The 14,953-nt window shown below is 38.6% G+C and carries 17 protein-coding genes and 2 pseudogenes; 13 read left to right on the top strand and 6 right to left on the bottom strand.

From position 1 onward, the window contains the following. Positions 1 to 236: 236 nt before the first annotated feature. From ACERCF_RS11955 to rraB, 4 genes are read left to right on the top strand one after another with little or no spacing between them, the layout of a single operon-like run. The gene (locus ACERCF_RS11955; RefSeq protein WP_373612162.1) at positions 237 to 1,067 is read left to right on the top strand and encodes a ZIP family metal transporter; all 831 of its coding nucleotides are present in this window, start codon (positions 237 to 239) and stop codon (positions 1,065 to 1,067) included. Positions 1,068 to 1,070: 3 nt separating this feature from the next. Continuing rightward, entirely contained in the window at positions 1,071 to 1,490 is a 420-nt protein-coding gene (locus ACERCF_RS11950; RefSeq protein ID WP_373612163.1) for a DUF805 domain-containing protein, read from the top strand. A gap of 1 nt (position 1,491) precedes the next feature. Continuing rightward, positions 1,492 to 2,103 (top strand): ribosome biogenesis GTP-binding protein YihA/YsxC, encoded by a 612-nt coding sequence (gene yihA / locus ACERCF_RS11945; protein ID WP_373625709.1) that lies wholly within the window; start codon positions 1,492 to 1,494, stop codon positions 2,101 to 2,103. A 14-nt stretch (positions 2,104 to 2,117) separates the two neighbouring features. Next, positions 2,118 to 2,546, top strand: a complete 429-nt coding sequence (gene rraB / locus ACERCF_RS11940) for a ribonuclease E inhibitor RraB (RefSeq protein WP_373612165.1) — start codon at positions 2,118 to 2,120, stop codon at positions 2,544 to 2,546. Between the two features lie 44 nt (positions 2,547 to 2,590). On the opposite strand, the gene tusA is transcribed toward rraB, so the two are convergent. Continuing rightward, positions 2,591 to 2,833 carry a sulfurtransferase TusA gene (gene tusA / locus ACERCF_RS11935; protein ID WP_373625708.1) on the bottom strand — a complete coding sequence of 81 codons (243 nt, stop codon included), beginning with the start codon at positions 2,831 to 2,833 and terminating at the stop codon, positions 2,591 to 2,593. A gap of 10 nt (positions 2,834 to 2,843) precedes the next feature. On the opposite strand from tusA, the gene pepQ reads away from it, so the two are divergent. The 5 genes from pepQ to nudC are packed head-to-tail and all read left to right on the top strand — an operon-like array spanning position 2,844 to position 6,929. Further along, the gene (gene pepQ, locus ACERCF_RS11930) at positions 2,844 to 4,166 is read left to right on the top strand and encodes a Xaa-Pro dipeptidase (protein ID WP_373625707.1); all 1,323 of its coding nucleotides are present in this window, start codon (positions 2,844 to 2,846) and stop codon (positions 4,164 to 4,166) included. After that, a complete protein-coding gene (locus ACERCF_RS11925) occupies positions 4,166 to 4,651 on the top strand; it encodes an FxsA family protein (protein WP_373625706.1) in 486 nt (161 codons plus the stop codon). Before pepQ ends, ACERCF_RS11925 begins: the two co-directional genes overlap by 1 nt. Beyond that, entirely contained in the window at positions 4,651 to 5,499 is an 849-nt protein-coding gene (locus ACERCF_RS11920) for a DMT family transporter (RefSeq protein ID WP_373625705.1), read from the top strand. The genes ACERCF_RS11925 and ACERCF_RS11920 overlap by 1 nt, the downstream gene beginning before the upstream one ends. Next, a complete protein-coding gene (locus ACERCF_RS11915) occupies positions 5,496 to 6,167 on the top strand; it encodes an rRNA large subunit pseudouridine synthase E (protein WP_373625704.1) in 672 nt (223 codons plus the stop codon). The genes ACERCF_RS11920 and ACERCF_RS11915 overlap by 4 nt, the downstream gene beginning before the upstream one ends. Before the next feature lie 3 nt (positions 6,168 to 6,170). Next, positions 6,171 to 6,929, top strand: a complete 759-nt coding sequence (gene nudC, locus ACERCF_RS11910; protein ID WP_373625703.1) for an NAD(+) diphosphatase — start codon at positions 6,171 to 6,173, stop codon at positions 6,927 to 6,929. A 79-nt stretch (positions 6,930 to 7,008) separates the two neighbouring features. Here the strand turns inward: nudC and ACERCF_RS11905 are convergent, their stop codons facing one another. Together ACERCF_RS11905 and ACERCF_RS11900 are read right to left on the bottom strand one after the other, a co-directional pair. Next, a complete protein-coding gene (locus tag ACERCF_RS11905) occupies positions 7,009 to 8,676 on the bottom strand; it encodes a ribonucleoside-diphosphate reductase subunit alpha (RefSeq protein ID WP_373625702.1) in 1,668 nt (555 codons plus the stop codon). Further along, the gene (locus tag ACERCF_RS11900) at positions 8,663 to 9,640 is read right to left on the bottom strand and encodes a ribonucleotide-diphosphate reductase subunit beta (protein WP_373612173.1); all 978 of its coding nucleotides are present in this window, start codon (positions 9,638 to 9,640) and stop codon (positions 8,663 to 8,665) included. The genes ACERCF_RS11905 and ACERCF_RS11900 overlap by 14 nt, the downstream gene beginning before the upstream one ends. A 360-nt stretch (positions 9,641 to 10,000) precedes the next feature. On the opposite strand from ACERCF_RS11900, the gene dusA reads away from it, so the two are divergent. Genes dusA through ACERCF_RS11885 form a run of 3 tightly spaced genes read left to right on the top strand, consistent with a single transcriptional unit; the run spans position 10,001 to position 11,999 of the window. Further along, complete coding sequence (gene dusA, locus ACERCF_RS11895) at positions 10,001 to 10,972, top strand: tRNA dihydrouridine(20/20a) synthase DusA (RefSeq protein WP_373625701.1); 972 nt, start codon at positions 10,001 to 10,003, stop codon at positions 10,970 to 10,972. A gap of 31 nt (positions 10,973 to 11,003) precedes the next feature. Then, positions 11,004 to 11,510, top strand: a complete 507-nt coding sequence (locus tag ACERCF_RS11890) for a DUF2301 domain-containing membrane protein (protein ID WP_373612175.1) — start codon at positions 11,004 to 11,006, stop codon at positions 11,508 to 11,510. Between the two features lie 24 nt (positions 11,511 to 11,534). Further along, positions 11,535 to 11,999 (top strand): hypothetical protein, encoded by a 465-nt coding sequence (locus ACERCF_RS11885; protein ID WP_373612176.1) that lies wholly within the window; start codon positions 11,535 to 11,537, stop codon positions 11,997 to 11,999. Positions 12,000 to 12,054: 55 nt separating this feature from the next. Here the strand turns inward: ACERCF_RS11885 and leuD are convergent, their stop codons facing one another. Next, on the bottom strand, positions 12,055 to 12,657 hold the full coding sequence (leuD, locus tag ACERCF_RS11880) for a 3-isopropylmalate dehydratase small subunit (protein ID WP_373625700.1): 603 nt from the start codon (positions 12,655 to 12,657) through the stop codon (positions 12,055 to 12,057). A gap of 12 nt (positions 12,658 to 12,669) precedes the next feature. Beyond that, positions 12,670 to 14,088, bottom strand: a complete 1,419-nt coding sequence (leuC, locus tag ACERCF_RS11875; RefSeq protein ID WP_373625699.1) for a 3-isopropylmalate dehydratase large subunit — start codon at positions 14,086 to 14,088, stop codon at positions 12,670 to 12,672. Positions 14,089 to 14,531: 443 nt separating this feature from the next. On the opposite strand from leuC, the pseudogene ACERCF_RS11870 reads away from it, so the two are divergent. Then, positions 14,532 to 14,759: pseudogene (locus tag ACERCF_RS11870) on the top strand (oligopeptide ABC transporter substrate-binding protein OppA); the annotation flags it as partial. A 19-nt stretch (positions 14,760 to 14,778) separates the two neighbouring features. On the opposite strand, the pseudogene ACERCF_RS11865 reads toward ACERCF_RS11870, so the two are convergent. Then, a pseudogene (locus ACERCF_RS11865) lies at positions 14,779 to 14,953 on the bottom strand (IS1595 family transposase); the annotation flags it as partial.

The raw sequence follows: 14,953 nt of genomic DNA, 5'->3' as shown, positions 1-14,953 counted from the left end.
ACACCGATGGCAACCTTACTTGATGGAAAACGGATTTGGGTGGAAAAGAATTTAAGCTCAAATTAATCTGACAGACACGGTAATTTTAAACGGGGGACTGTCAGATTAGGTTTGATCTTCTACATTTTATTAAATTTTACAACATAGAATCATCATCATAGCTATATTTACTCTATATTAATAGATATGAATCTTTGATAGAATGAGCAATATTTATTTTCTATGGCTAATTTATTTTGTTTGAATATTTCCTTTCGCTTTCTCCTGTATGGCAGGCCTTTTTAGCTGGGTTATTTACTTGGGGTTGTACAATTTTAGGCTCATCGTTTGTCTATTTTTTTAGGTCGGTAAATCGAAAATTATTAGACAGTATGATGGGCTTTGCTGCCGGTGTGATGATTGCAGCCTCATTTTGGTCTTTACTTTCTCCCTCTTTAGATTATGCTGAAGCTGATTATGGGGAGTTTGCTTGGTTACCTGCAGCGATCGGCTTTCTTGCAGGTGGTGCTTTTATCCGACTGATTGATTATGTTGTTCCACATCTACATTTAAGTAAACCTATTGAGCAAGCTGAAGGGAATAAACAGCTCAAAAAAGGCTTATCTAAAACAACGTTATTATTCTTGGCGATTACTATTCACAATATTCCGGAAGGATTAGCTATTGGGGTTACCTTTGGTGCTTTGGCTAGCCAAGTGGCTGGAGTTGATGCCTCTATTATGGGAGCGATTGGTTTGGCAATAGGTATAGGCTTGCAAAATATTCCTGAAGGTTCTTCGCTTGCGCTTCCTATTCGTGCGGAAGGTTATAGCCGTAGAAAAGCATTCTGGTATGGAGCTATGTCAGCAGTTGTTGAGCCTATCGCTGCAGTGATTGGTGCTGCTTTTGTACTTTCGATGACAGCAATTCTACCCTATGCCCTTGCATTTGCTGCTGGTGCGATGATTTTCGTTGTGGTAGAAGAATTAATTCCTGAATCACAAAGTAATGGTAATACCGATATTGCAACGTTAAGTTTAATGCTAGGCTTTGTGGTAATGATGATATTAGATGTGGCTCTAGGGTAATATATGAACTGGTATAAGGCACTTTTTGGCTTTAAAGGTAGATTAAATAGACAAGGCTTTTGGATAGGCTTTTCGATTAACTTCGTTTTTCTATTCATAGTCGCTATTTTTATGGCAGATTTAGCTAATTTAACTTTTGTAAGTTTTTTACCTCTATGGGTTTCAGTATTTAGCCTATCTGCAATTATTGTGAAACGTTTACACGATAGAGATCGTTCTGGCAAAGCCCTTTTAATGGTACTAGTGCCAATTATTTGCTACCTAGCATCAGGTTATACTGAAGGTATAATGAAAGTATTACTTGGTAATGTAATGCCTGCTTTTGTTGCTATGATCCTTTTCTTAGAGTGGGGAATTTTCAAAGGAAACCCAAATCCAAACCAATACGGTGAGCGAGGCTTATCGTTTAAATTAAGAGAATAAAATGAAATTAAATTATCATAAAACCCATTTTTTAACTTCTGCACCAGATATTCGCCATTTGCCTGAAGATACAGGTGTGGAAATAGCTTTTGCAGGGCGCTCAAATGCAGGTAAATCAACGGCACTAAATGCTCTTACTAATCAAAAAAGTTTAGCGAGAACCTCTAAAACACCTGGTCGAACACAGTTGATTAACTTATTTGAAGTTGAACCAAGCTGTAAGTTAGTGGATTTACCAGGCTATGGCTATGCAGCTGTTCCAGAGCAGATGAAGATCCAATGGCAAAAAGCATTAGGCGAATATTTACAAAAACGAGAATGCTTAGGTGGTGTAGTGATTTTAATGGATATTCGCCACCCCTTAAAAGATCTTGACCAACAGATGATTGAATGGGCGGTTTCGGCTGATTTACCCGTTCTCTTGTTATTGACTAAAGCAGATAAATTAAGTCAATCTGCTCGTTCTAAACAAGTAAAAATGGTAAGAGAGGCAATTTTACCTTTTCAAGGAGATATTCAGGTTGAGGCTTACTCGGCATTAAATAAAATTGGTGTAGATAAGCTCTCTGCTAAATTAGATAGTTGGTTCGCCCCTATTTTTGAAACAGAATAAATGAGGAATTGAATATGTACAATCTAGAAGAACTACGCACTGAAACTGATGAAATTATTGAGAATTTATTGAAAGATGGCTCAGATCCTGACGCGCTTTATATTATTGAACACCACGTTGCACACCGTGATTTTGACAAATTAGAGAAATTAGTAGTTGATGCGTACAAACTTGGCTACGAAATCTCTGAAGCGGAAGAAGTGGAAGAAGAAAATGGCAAGGTGATTTTTGTCTGCGATATCGTGAGTGAAATTAACTTAAATGCTGAACTTATTACTGCACAGCAAAAAGAGTTATTGCCTCTCATTGAAAAAGCAGGTGCGGAATATGAAGGTTGGGGAACTTACTTTGAAGATCCAAATGCCGATGACGATGAGTATGGCGATGATGGTGAGTTCTTTGATGAAGATGATGATTTTGATGATGAGCCAACACGTCATTAATAGAAAAATGTAGGGACTAATTGCAATTAGTCCCTACGGTTGTTTTATTCTAGACCTTTTTTGATCCAATAATGATAGGGCGAGGAAGAAACTTTTTTTTGAAGCAGTTGATGATCCATAAATTCACAGAAACTTGGAATATCACGGGTTGTTGCGGGGTCGTCAGCGATAATATGTAAAATTTCGCCATCTTCCATCGTGCGGATTGTTTTACGCGTGAGCATAACAGGCTCTGGGCAGCGTAGCCCTAAGGTATCCAATTCTCTATTTACAATTAACTTATTCATTCTATTTCCTATGAAAACATTGTTCTCTCAACATCTTTCTCGCTTGCAACATGTGGTGCAAGGCTTATTAGAAAAATCTTTTTTAGACGGTTTATGGATTTATTCGGGTAAAGCCAAAAATTGGTTTTTAGATGATCAAACCGCCCCATTTAAAATTAACCCTTATTTTAATTACTTTTTCCCTTATCCCCAAGCTGAAAATTGCTGGTTATTCCTAGACGGCAAAAATAAGCCGAAAATCTACTTTTATGCTCCTGAAGATTATTGGGTTTCTACCCCTAAAGTACCAACAGATTCTTTTTTTGCAGACGAATTTGAATGGGTTTTATTGAAATCTGAACAGGAAATTGCAAAATTTATCCAAAATCCGACCGCTTGTGCCTTTATTGGGGAAGATAGTACGCTTGCAAATTCGCTAGGCTTTAGCCAAATCAATCCACAAAAAATCCTAAATATACTTAATTTTGAACGTTCGACTAAAACTGAATTTGAGATTGAAAGTATTTACCAAGCTCAATTTTCAGCCTTGAAAGGACATCAAGCCGCTAAAGAGGCCTTTTTGGCGGGTAAAAGTGAGTTTGAAATCAATCTTGAATATTTAAAAGCTACGAAGCAGTCTGAACTTAATGTGCCTTATGGCAATATTATGGCGATTAATCAAAATGGAGCGGTGCTGCATTATACCGCATTGGATTTTGATACTAACGCAAAACGCCATAGTTTTTTAATTGATGCTGGCACAACGGTAAATGGTTACGCTTCAGATTTAACTCGAACTTATGCTTTTGATAGTTCATCAGAATTTGCGGAATTAATCGCTAAAATGGATAAATTCAAGCGAGATATTATTGCGGATTTATCTATTGGTATTAATTATCTGCATTACCACACTCGAATGCAGCAGATGATTTCGCAGCTTTTAGCTGAACATCAATTTGTTCATTTATCAGCAGAACAGATTTTTGAAGAAGGGATTAGCCGAACATTCTTCCCACACGGGCTAGGGCATTTGCTTGGTATTCAGGTTCACGATGTAGCAGGTTTCCAACAAAATGCGAGAGGTAGCCATAAAGCAGCACCAAAGGCTTATCCAAGTTTGCGTTGTACGCGTGATTTACAAGAAAATATGGTGTTGACCATTGAGCCGGGCTTCTATTTTATTGATATGTTGCTAAATAGCTGGAAAAATAGCGCTTATTCTTCTGCTTTCAATTGGCAGAAAATTGATGATTTTAAACGCTTCGGCGGCATTCGTACCGAAGATAATATTGTAATGCGTGCAGCAGGTGCGGAAAATCTAACCGCAAAAGCAGAATTAAATGCGAGGAAATAATGCCTATTTTAATGATCCTTTTTGGAATTTTCTTTTATATCTATTGTGAAATATCACTCTTGGTTAGCATTGGTTCAGAAATTGGCGTGCTATCAACCATTCTATTATTAGTCGCTATCTCTTTTGTCGGCTTATGGTTTGTGAAGTTAAGAGGCATTTACACGTTTTATTCAATTAAGCAAGATCTCAGTCAAGGTAAAATGCCTACAGAAGCGGTTGGTAATTCAATAATGTTTGTTTTAGCAGGCATTTTATTAATTATTCCCGGCTTTTTAAGCGATATTTTAGCAATTTTATGTGTGTTACCATTTAGCCGAAAACTGATTCAAGCCTTTGTGATTAATAGCGTAAAAAATAAAGTTTTTATGCGTGTTACCTCACAAAATACCCATTTTCATTCACAATCGCATCAAGATAGCAACACTTTTGATGCGGAATTTGAGCGTAAAGCTGATCCACAAGATGAAACCAAAAGGATCAAATAATGGATAAAAGAACGCTTGCTTTGTTGAAAGTACACGGCACAGCGGTGTTTTTTGGGGCTTCTGGTATTTTCGGAGCATTAATTCAAAGCTCTGCTGAAACCATTGTGCTCGGGCGAGTGATGATCGCATTTGCGATGATCTCTTTGTATTTTTTATGGAAAAAACAACCGCTTGTAAAACTGAACCTCAAACAAATCGGGCAGCAAGCGATATCAGGCGGCTTATTAGCAGCTCATTGGGTTACTTTCTTTATTGCAGTTAAAGTGGGAGGCGTAGCGGTTGCTACACTCGGTTTTGCCAGTTTCCCAGCCTTTGTCGCATTGTTTGAAAGTTTATTCTTCCGTGAGAAATTACGCTTCCGAGAAGTGGTTCTATTGATTGCGATTACCATTGGTTTGATTTTAGTTACGCCTGAATTTACCTTTGGTAACGACGCGACACGAGGCTTACTTTGGGGAGTTTTTTCAGCGTTAGTTTACGGCATTCTTGCGGTTTTTAACCGCAATACAATGAGCAAAATTTCTGGCATACAGGCAAGTTGGTGGCAATATATTTTTGCAACGCTTTTACTGCTGCCGTTCTCGCTAACGGAATTGCCGAGCGTGTCTGCTCAAGATTGGTTTTGGATTTTCTGCGTTGGTTTTTTGTGTACCACACTTGCCTATACGCTGTTTATTTCAAGCCTTGATACCATCAATGCTCGCACTGCCTCGATGATTATCTCCCTCGAACCTGTGTATGCGATTGTCATTGCGTGGCTCTGTTTTGGCGAAGTACCAACGCTTAAGATGATTATCGGCGGGGCAATTATTTTACTGTCTGTTGCGTGGGTGAACTTGAAAAAATGAAGCAGCCAACCTTTAAAAGAGCTACAAACAAGCGGTCAAATTTTGCGAAAAATTTGCAAAAGAATGAGAAAAAACGACCGCTTGCTTTTTCTGAAACGATCGTACTGCTGTTTAATAAACCCTACGATGTGCTAACACAATTTACCGATGAGCAAGGGCGAAAAACGTTAAAAGATTTTATCCCGATTCCCAATGTTTACCCTGTCGGTCGGTTAGATAGAGATAGCGAAGGTTTATTGCTTTTAACCAATAATGGCGAACTACAACATCGTTTAGCTCACCCAAAATTTGAGAAACAGAAAACCTATTGGGTGCAAGTAGAAGGTATTCCTAGCAAAGCCGATTTAGAAAAATTAGAAAAGGGTGTGGAGTTAAAAGATGGTTTAACTCAGCCTGCGAAAGCAAAGGCCATTCCTGAGCCAAAGTATCATTGGCAAACTGCTCCGAAAATTCGTGAGCGAAAAAGCATTCCAACCAGTTGGATTGAATTAGTTATTCACGAGGGAAAAAATCGCCAAGTCAGACGAATGACGGCACATATCGGTTTCCCAACCTTGCGTTTAATTCGTGTGGGATTAGGTAATTTTGAATTAGCCGATTTAGAAAGTGGAGAATACCGAGTATTATCGGAAAGCGAAAAGCGTAAGTTATTTAGGCAATTAGGTTAAAAGATGAATAAAGGATATTGGATTATCGTTAAGGATTTTGATATTGCATTAGTAAATGGCGAAATCCCTTGTGGCTTGGCGGAAGAATTTGGCTTGAATGGACGAGAGAAATTAGTGATAGGTTCTTACCAAAATTTGCCGGTTTATTTAGTGAAAGCCAGAGAAGAAGAGAATCATTGTGAGTTTGCTTATTTAAGAACGCAAATTGGACGAGAGCCAGAGTTAAGCCATTTATTACATCGAGCGGTATCGTTAAACCATTTCTTTGGTACTCATCGATTTTGTGGCAAATGTGGCGAAAAAACCGTATTAGCCGATAATGAAATTGCGGTGCATTGTAATGCTTGTGGCAATCGAGCTTACCCAACTATTAGCCCGTCAATTATTGTGGCAGTGCGTAAAGGCAGACAAATTCTGCTGGCAAATCATTTACGTCATAAAGGCACGATTTACACGATTTTGGCAGGCTTTGTGGAAGCGGGCGAACCTGTTGAAAATGCAGTTCATCGTGAAATATTTGAGGAAACAGGGTTGAAAGTCAAAAATGTCAGCTATTTTGGTAGCCAGCCGTGGGCATTTCCTAATTCATTGATGCTTGGTTTTTTAGCCGACTATGAGAGCGGAGAAATTACTCTACAGGAAGAGGAAATCTGCGATGCTCAATGGTTTGATTGTGATGATATTTTGCCTGAAATTCCGCAAAAAGGCACTATAGCTTTTGAGCTGATTCAAGCAACGTTGAAGTTGTGCAGGGAAGAGTAGGGAGAATAATCATTTGTCCGATCCAATAAAAATGCTGAATAACGTGTATTATTCAGCATTTTTTGATTTCTAGCTTTAATTACCCTTCACAACTTGAACAGCTTAATAAGTTGCGGTTAAATACCTGAGCGGCACTCATTGAGTTTTGGTAATAAATCGATTTTAAGCCGAGTTCTTCAGCTGTTAAGTATAATTGGTTTAGATCACGAGCTGGCGTTGCAGGGTGGATCATCACATTAATACTTTGCCCTTGGTCAATATATTGTTGGCGTTGAGCAGCTTGTTGAATTACACTTAATTGGCTGATTTCCGCAAAGGTTTTAAATACCTCTTTTTCGTGTTCAGAAAGCTGTTCTAAATGTTGAACAGAGCCATCATTGTGTAAAATCGATTCCCAAATTTCTTCGGTATCTAACCCTTTTTCTTGCAGTAATTTCTCTAAGAATGGGTTTTTATACACAGTTTTGATTTTCGCTAAATCTTTTACATAGTAGTTTGATTTAAACGGCTCAACCGAAGGCGAAACACTGCCTAAAATAAAGCTACTTGATTTAGTTGGAGCAATACTCATCAATGTGGTATTGCGGCGACCATAACCTTCTAAAATTTCCGGTTCGCCAAAGCGTTGTGCAAGTTCTTGCGATGCTTTTAAGGTTTTTTCTTGTAGTGTTTTGAAAATTTCATTGTTTTTCTGCATTGCTTGGAAGCTATCAAACGCAATGTTATTCGCTTGTAAATAGCTATGCCAGCCTAACACGCCTAAACCTAATGCACGGTGGCGAACCGCAAAACGATTTGCACGCTCTAAGAACGGCACTGATTTACTTTTCTCAATAAATTCGCTCATTACCACGTCTAAGAAGTAAGTTAATACTTCAGGTGCATCGGTATCTTTCCACTCATCAAAATAGAGTAGGTTCATTGAGGATAAACAGCATACGAAACTCTCATCGTTGCTTGATGGCAACATAATTTCAGTACATAAGTTTGATGCGTGAATCGTCATATTTTTATCTTTATAGACATCAGGGCGACCTGCGTTTGCATTGTCTTTAAAGAATAAATAAGGAATACCTGTTTCGGTTTTACGCTGTAATAATTTTGCCCAAAGCTGACGTTTATATGGGTCACCAGCTTTCATTGACTCTAGCCAATCGTGTCCAACACAAACACCGTAGTACATTAACTGAATCGGGTTACCTTCAGTGTGAATATCTAACCATTCATCGATGTCGCCGTGTTCAATATCAATATAACCAGCGAATTGACCTTTGCGTGATGTACCTTGCGAGATAACATCAATGACTGTATCAAATAATTTACTAAAGTTAAATGAACCATCAGATTTGCCGTTATTTTTAATCGCACTACCACGTGGGCGAATATCGCCAAAGTAGGCCGAAGTACCGCCACCGATTTTACTCATCATACCCACTTCAGCGGTAGTGACCATAATTTCGTGGATAGAATCGCCGATGTAGCTACCGAAACAAGAAATCGGTAAGCCACGATCTAAGCCAAAGTTTGACCAAATCGGCGAAGAAAGCGAGAAGTAGCCTCTTGCCATATAGTGATAGAATTTATCCGCATAGCCTTCAATGCCGAGTTTACGCTCTGCGTGTTCGGCAATAAAACGAATGCGGTCTAATGCGGTTGTGCCTTCCAATAAATAGCCACGTTGTAAAAATAAACGGCTGTCTTCATTAAGCCAGTGGAAGTCTGGGCGGTCAGTATTAAAATAAGTCATCTGCGGTAATCTGTTTCATTTTTTTAGAATAATCGGTGCTACGTTTGTTAAAGAAATCGGTTTCTTTAGTTGAAAGAATTTCAATATCAAACCACTCAGTCTCTTTTAATAATTCAGGGTCGATGTCGTGTGGCGGCTCTAACCCTAAAATGCTTAAAGAATTGTTGTAACGGTTTTTAATGTAATTTTCTACCGTCGCTTTGGTGATAAAGCTTAAATCCCCTTCTTCGAAAATCCAATCTAAAATACCACGCTCAGCTTCAAATGCTTGTGTTGCAAGGGTTTGTAAATCTTCAAAGAATTCTGGGGTAAACAATTCACTATGTTCATCACGCAAAATTTCGTATAACGCAATACCAAATTTGCCGTGAATCTCTTCTTCTTTTGAGGTGGCTTCAACCGCGTTTGAAATCCCTTTAAATAGGTTTTTATGCTTGTTGAATGACATCATAATAATGAATTGACCGAATAAGGAAATATGCTCAACAAATAAAGAGAACAGCACTAGCGATAAAACAAATTCGCCCTTACCTGCATCTTTATCTTTCATAAAACTTTCCATATAACGAATACGATTCATTAATGGCTCAATATCGTGAATTTGGCTGAACATCTCATTTAAGCCGAGCTTTTCCAATAAGAATGAATAAGCATCTTTATGACGAACTTCACTTTCGGCGAAAGTACCGCCCACATCGTCCATTTCCGGTTTTGGGAAATAACGGTATAACTCACCCCAGAAACGTTTTACATTCACTTCTACTTGCGAAATCGCTAGCATTGCGCGGGTTAGAACGTGGCGTTCGTGATCGTTAATGGTGGTGCGATAATCTTGGATATCGCCCGTAAAGTTAAACTCGGTATGTAACCAATAAGAATGGCGGATAGCATCTTTAAATTCAAGAAGCTCAGGATACTCATACGGCTTAATATTTAAGCGTTTTTGGAAAAGATTTCTAGACATATTCTTAGGCTCTATCTTAAAGTTTGGTTTCAATCTGGGAGATGATTGTATGCAAAAAAAGTTTCAAAACAAGACTTGACAACTGAGCTTTTTTATTCGTTTTTGTTAGCCTATTGATTTATAAAGGAAAATAATTTTGTAAATTTTTTTCAATATATTGTGTTTAAATGGTCTTATAACCACTATATATTGTGTTTTTAGCTGTTTTGAAATTACGCAGCTGAATTCAATAAGCCCTGATAAAACTATGTTTGGCTTACTTTTTCGAGTATGATATCCGCCTGTTTTTATGGGTTACAAGCGGTTATCTTTTTGCAAATTTTTACCATTTTTTAACCGCTTTATTTTGATTTTATGGATATGAATACTCAACAATTTTATCGAGGGCGTTTTTCGGTTGCTCCAATGCTAGATTGGACAACTCGCCACTGCCGTTATTTTCATCGCCAATTTAGCAAAAATGCCTTGCTTTATACGGAAATGATTACCGCCCCTGCTATTATTCACGCGAAATATGATTTGCTGGAATACGATCCAAGCGAAAACCCTGTGGCATTGCAATTAGGCGGAAGTGATCCTGCACAACTTGCTCATTGTGCTAAATTAGTGGCAGAGCGAGGCTATGCGGAAGTGAATTTAAATGTCGGTTGCCCGTCAGACCGAGTGCAAAACGGTATGTTTGGGGCTTGTTTGATGGCAAAAGCAGATTTAGTGTCAGATTGTATTAAGGCAATGAAAGATGCGGTAGAGATTCCTGTTACGGTTAAGCACCGTATTGGGATTGATGATCTCGATAGTTATGAATTTCTCTGCGATTTTATCGAAAAAGTACAACCTTACAGCAATGATTTTATTGTTCATGCCCGCAAAGCATGGCTTACCGGCTTAAGCCCGAAAGAGAACCGTGAAATTCCTCCGCTGGATTATGAGCGAGTGTATCAACTTAAACGGGATTTTCCACATCTTAATATTACAATTAATGGCGGTATTAGAACTATTGAGGAGATCAAGCAACATTTACAATTTGTTGATGGTGTTATGGTTGGGCGTGAAGCCTATCAAAATCCGTCAATGTTAGGCGAAATCGATTCGCAAATTTTTAACGAAAATCGACCGCTTGTAACGGCAAAGGAAGCTGTGGAGAAGATGTTCCCATATATTGAAAGAGAGCTTTCAAAAGGGGTTTATTTAAATCATATTGTTCGTCATATGCTTGGAGCATTTCAGAATTGCAAAGGGGCGAGACAATGGCGTCGCCATTTAAGCGAAAATGCTACTAAACAAGAGGCTGGCGTGGAAGTAGTTGAGCAAGCTCTTGCGTTTATCGGCTAAGATTTGAGGATAGATATTTAAGGAGAAAGTTATGGCAGATCCACATATTAAATCGCCTATGGATTTTTGGGATTATTTAACCGTTGTTGTTTACCGTAGCGGTTTTGTATTAGCCACATTAATGCTATTTTTGTTGCCTTATTATACCTCAACGGCTCTTGTTGGCTTATTAGTGGCTGGTTCAATGTTGGCTTCATCGTTACATTTGTATGACAAAACATTCCGCCTGATTTTCCAATTTTCAGCGTGGTTAGGGCTACTTTTCTACATCTTTAATTTTCCATTATTAGCCTTGGGGGCGATGCTACTGGTTATTGGTGGTTTAAGTTATAAAGAATATTTCTGTTTTAGAGTATTTGGCTTGAACTTCCAGCCTATTCTAGTGGCTATTTTATGGGTTGCATTTGCATTAGGGTGGAGTTTATTGGTTCAAATTCTAAGTGTGATTTGTGGCTTGTTACTTTTAGTGTTAAGCATTCAAAAATGGCGAATGCCACTACATTTTGATATTGGCGATAAAACTAAATATCAGCCATAATTTTTATATTTTATCGGGATTTTTATGCACAAATTTAAAATTGCCTTAATGGCAACAACGGTTATTGGCTTATTTGCTTGTACGCCATCACAGCAACAAAAAACAACACAACACAAGCCACAAGTGGGATATTTAAAAGAGAATATCAGCCAAGCGGAGCTAAATAATCCAAAAAATTATAAGCGATATAGCTATTACTGTAAGAATTTTGCCACAGGGGAGAGTTCTTATTTGGCAACCTATTTTCCTCTTTGGGCTGAAAGCCGTAAGCAAGAGAATTTTGGTATCTATTTCCAACTTGATGGCGGAAAACCCTATCCGTTCGACCATATTGCCAATATCAGTTTGAATGCAAGAGGAAGCAAGTTTGAGGTGCGTTACCGCTCATATCAACCGATTGAGGGTGGTTATGTAGAATTAGTTGCTCGTGAACATAGCTCAGTTTATTACAAAAATAATCTGGCTTGGTTAGAGTGCAGAGAGGGCTAATTGAGAATAGAAAAAACGGCTAGAATTTAAATTCTAGCCGTTTTTCATTAAGAAATTAACGTAAGAATGCAGGAATTTTGCTTTCGTACTCGGCAATTTTTGCTTCGTGTTGAAGGGTTAAGCCGATATTATCTAAACCATTGAGTAAGCAATGGCGACGGAATTCATCTAGCTCAAAAGTATAAACTTTATCGCCAACGGTAACCGTCATCGCTTCTAAATCAACGTGAATTTGTTTGCCTTCATTTGCCCACACCCATTGGAAGATTTCTTCCACTTCTTCTTCCGTTAATTTAATTGGAAGCATATGGTTGTTTAAGCTATTGTTGTAGAAAATATCTGCAAAACTTGGGGCAATCATCACTTTAAAGCCATAATCTGCCAACGCCCAAGGAGCGTGTTCACGAGAAGAACCACAACCTAAATTTTTGCGGGCAAGTAAAATGGTTGCTCCTTGATATTGCGGAAAATTCAGCACAAAATCAGGGTTTGGTTGCGTTTCTGCTGCATCTAAATAACGCCATTCGTGGAAAAGGTGTTTACCAAATCCCACACGGGTAATGGCTTGTAAGAACTGTTTTGGAATGATTGCATCAGTATCCACGTTCGCTGCATCAAGAGGAACGACTAAGCCCGAATGTTGTTTAATACCTGCCATTTTTTCCTCCTATTATGCGTTTAATGAAACGTTACGAATATCAACAAATTTACCAAATACGGCTGCTGCTGCAGCCATTACCGGGCTAACTAAGTGGGTGCGACCATTACGCCCTTGACGACCTTCAAAGTTACGGTTTGAGGTTGAAGCACAACGCTCCCATTCGCCTAAAATATCATCATTCATACCTAAGCACATTGAACAGCCCGGGTTACGCCATTCTGCCCCCGCTTCAATGAAGATTTTATCTAAGCCCTCTTTTTCAGCTTGCTCTTTCACTAAGCCTGAACCTGGTACAACAAGAATGCGTTTTACATTATCCGCTTTTTTACGCCCTTTCATTACTGCTGCAGCTGCTCGCAAATCTTCAATACGGGCATTGGTACAAGAGCCGATGAACACTTGATCAACCGGCACATCTTTCATATCGGTATGTGGTTCTAAGCCGATGTAAGCTAACGCTTTTTCTGCTGAAGCACGGGTTACAGGATCTGCCATCTCTTCAGGGTTTGGGATCACATCATCGATACCGATAACTTGGCCCGGGTTGGTTCCCCAAGTGACTTGCGGGGCAATATCTTTAGCTTCTAAAATCACTTCAGCATCATAAACCGCACCTTCGTCAGTTTTTAGTGTTTTCCAATATTCAACCGCATCGTCCCAATCTTTACCTTTTGGTGCATTTGGGCGACCTTTTAAGTAAGCGAAGGTAGTTTCATCAGGGGCAACAATACCTGCTTTTGCACCAAACTCAATTGCCATATTACATACGGTCATTCTACCTTCCATTGAAAGATCACGAATGGCTTCGCCACAAAACTCCACCACATAACCTGTGCCGCCAGCCATTGTCGTTCTACCGATAATCGCAAGTACGATATCTTTTGCTGTAATGCCCAGGTTTACTTTACCGCGAACTTCCACTTTCATACTTTTTGCACGGGCTTGTTTTAAGGTTTGAGTTGCTAAAACGTGTTCTACTTCAGATGTTCCGATACCGAACGCCAGCGCACCAAAAGCACCGTGAGTGGCAGTGTGAGAGTCGCCACACACAATCGTCATTCCCGGTAATGTCAAGCCTTGCTCTGGCCCCATAACGTGAACAATACCTTGTTGCTTTTTAGTAATATCGAAAAGTGGAATGCCGTTTTCGGCACAGTTTTTCTCTAATTCCAATACTTGAACCTTTGCTTGCCCTTCAAGTTGCTGAACATCACGCACTTGGGTAGAAATACTGTGATCCATCGTACCGAAGGTTTTACTGACTTGGCGAACTTGACGACCAGCCACACGCAAACCATCAAAAGCCTGTGGGCTGGTTACTTCGTGAATTAAGTGGCGGTTGATATAAAGAATCGGCGTTTCGCCTTCTGCTTCGTGAACAATATGTGAATCGAAAAGTTTTTGATATAGTGTTTTAGCTTGTTGCATACAATAGTCCAACTCAAAAAGAATAATTTTGCAATACAAGCGGTTATTTTCGTAAAATCATTTGCAATGCTTTAGAAAAATCCAACCGCTAGCTTAGGTGAAAGAGAATATAACGATTAAAAAACAGAAAGTAAAACAGATTTTTACGGAAAATAACGATTTTTATTCTGCTGAATAAGCCTAAAAATAGCTTTATTAAGTGATGTTTAGTATATTATTCTGTGTAAGTTGTGTGTTGCAGTAAGTTATCTAGTTATTATTAAACTTTATAGAGCTATTTTCTTATTTATATTTTTAGGAAGTTTTTGCAGCAAAAGGTGAGATCTATCACAAATTTAAAAAAATGTGCTTGCAATAAATAAGCTAATATCTAAACTTGAAAGATCTATATTCAGTTGATTTAATGGCAATCATAAATAATTATTCATAGATGGAGATTAAATATGCAATCAAAATTCCCTCTTTCAGCCTTAGCTGCTTCATTAATTTTAGGCCTATCAGCTAATGTATTTGCGGCAAAAGTACCTGAAGGCACAGTGCTTGCAGAAAAGCAAGAAATCACAATTAATAATGGTTCAGAGCCATCAAGCTTTGACCCGCATAAAATTGAAGGCGTACCAGAATCTCAAGTGACGTATCAATTATTTGAAGGTTTAGTAACAAAAGATTCGGGGCTGTAGTAGATTAGCCCTAAATCTCACACCATTTTCGCAACGTTTTGAGCTGTTCTTTTGGTGTACCAAAGTTAAACCGGAATTCACATTCCTTCAAGAATAAAGGGAAATTTTTTCGGTTAATTCCGTTATATTTTCGGAGTACTCGCTTCGCTTGATTCCAAAAATTTTCAATGCCATTGATATGGTTT

It is taken from the genome of Mannheimia kashgarensis (assembly GCF_041807705.1).
Taxonomy (GTDB): domain Bacteria; phylum Pseudomonadota; class Gammaproteobacteria; order Enterobacterales; family Pasteurellaceae; genus Mannheimia.
Note: the sequence above shows the minus strand (reverse complement) of the source record. Positions and strands in the feature narration are given on the sequence as shown.

Excerpts from the sequence above, each read along its gene's own strand:
- ACERCF_RS11950 (WP_373612163.1), top strand. The coding sequence starts at position 1,071 with ATGAACTGGTATAAGGCACTTTTTGGCTTTAAAGGTAGATTAAATAGA.
- yihA (WP_373625709.1), top strand. The coding sequence starts at position 1,492 with ATGAAATTAAATTATCATAAAACCCATTTTTTAACTTCTGCACCAGAT.
- rraB (WP_373612165.1), top strand. The coding sequence starts at position 2,118 with ATGTACAATCTAGAAGAACTACGCACTGAAACTGATGAAATTATTGAG.
- tusA (WP_373625708.1), bottom strand. The coding sequence starts at position 2,833 with ATGAATAAGTTAATTGTAAATAGAGAATTGGATACCTTAGGGCTACGC.
- pepQ (WP_373625707.1), top strand. The coding sequence starts at position 2,844 with ATGAAAACATTGTTCTCTCAACATCTTTCTCGCTTGCAACATGTGGTG.
- ACERCF_RS11925 (WP_373625706.1), top strand. The coding sequence starts at position 4,166 with ATGCCTATTTTAATGATCCTTTTTGGAATTTTCTTTTATATCTATTGT.
- ACERCF_RS11920 (WP_373625705.1), top strand. The coding sequence starts at position 4,651 with ATGGATAAAAGAACGCTTGCTTTGTTGAAAGTACACGGCACAGCGGTG.
- ACERCF_RS11915 (WP_373625704.1), top strand. The coding sequence starts at position 5,496 with ATGAAGCAGCCAACCTTTAAAAGAGCTACAAACAAGCGGTCAAATTTT.
- nudC (WP_373625703.1), top strand. The coding sequence starts at position 6,171 with ATGAATAAAGGATATTGGATTATCGTTAAGGATTTTGATATTGCATTA.
- ACERCF_RS11905 (WP_373625702.1), bottom strand. The coding sequence starts at position 8,676 with ATGACTTATTTTAATACTGACCGCCCAGACTTCCACTGGCTTAATGAA.
- ACERCF_RS11900 (WP_373612173.1), bottom strand. The coding sequence starts at position 9,640 with ATGTCTAGAAATCTTTTCCAAAAACGCTTAAATATTAAGCCGTATGAG.
- dusA (WP_373625701.1), top strand. The coding sequence starts at position 10,001 with ATGAATACTCAACAATTTTATCGAGGGCGTTTTTCGGTTGCTCCAATG.
- ACERCF_RS11890 (WP_373612175.1), top strand. The coding sequence starts at position 11,004 with ATGGCAGATCCACATATTAAATCGCCTATGGATTTTTGGGATTATTTA.
- ACERCF_RS11885 (WP_373612176.1), top strand. The coding sequence starts at position 11,535 with ATGCACAAATTTAAAATTGCCTTAATGGCAACAACGGTTATTGGCTTA.
- leuD (WP_373625700.1), bottom strand. The coding sequence starts at position 12,657 with ATGGCAGGTATTAAACAACATTCGGGCTTAGTCGTTCCTCTTGATGCA.
- leuC (WP_373625699.1), bottom strand. The coding sequence starts at position 14,088 with ATGCAACAAGCTAAAACACTATATCAAAAACTTTTCGATTCACATATT.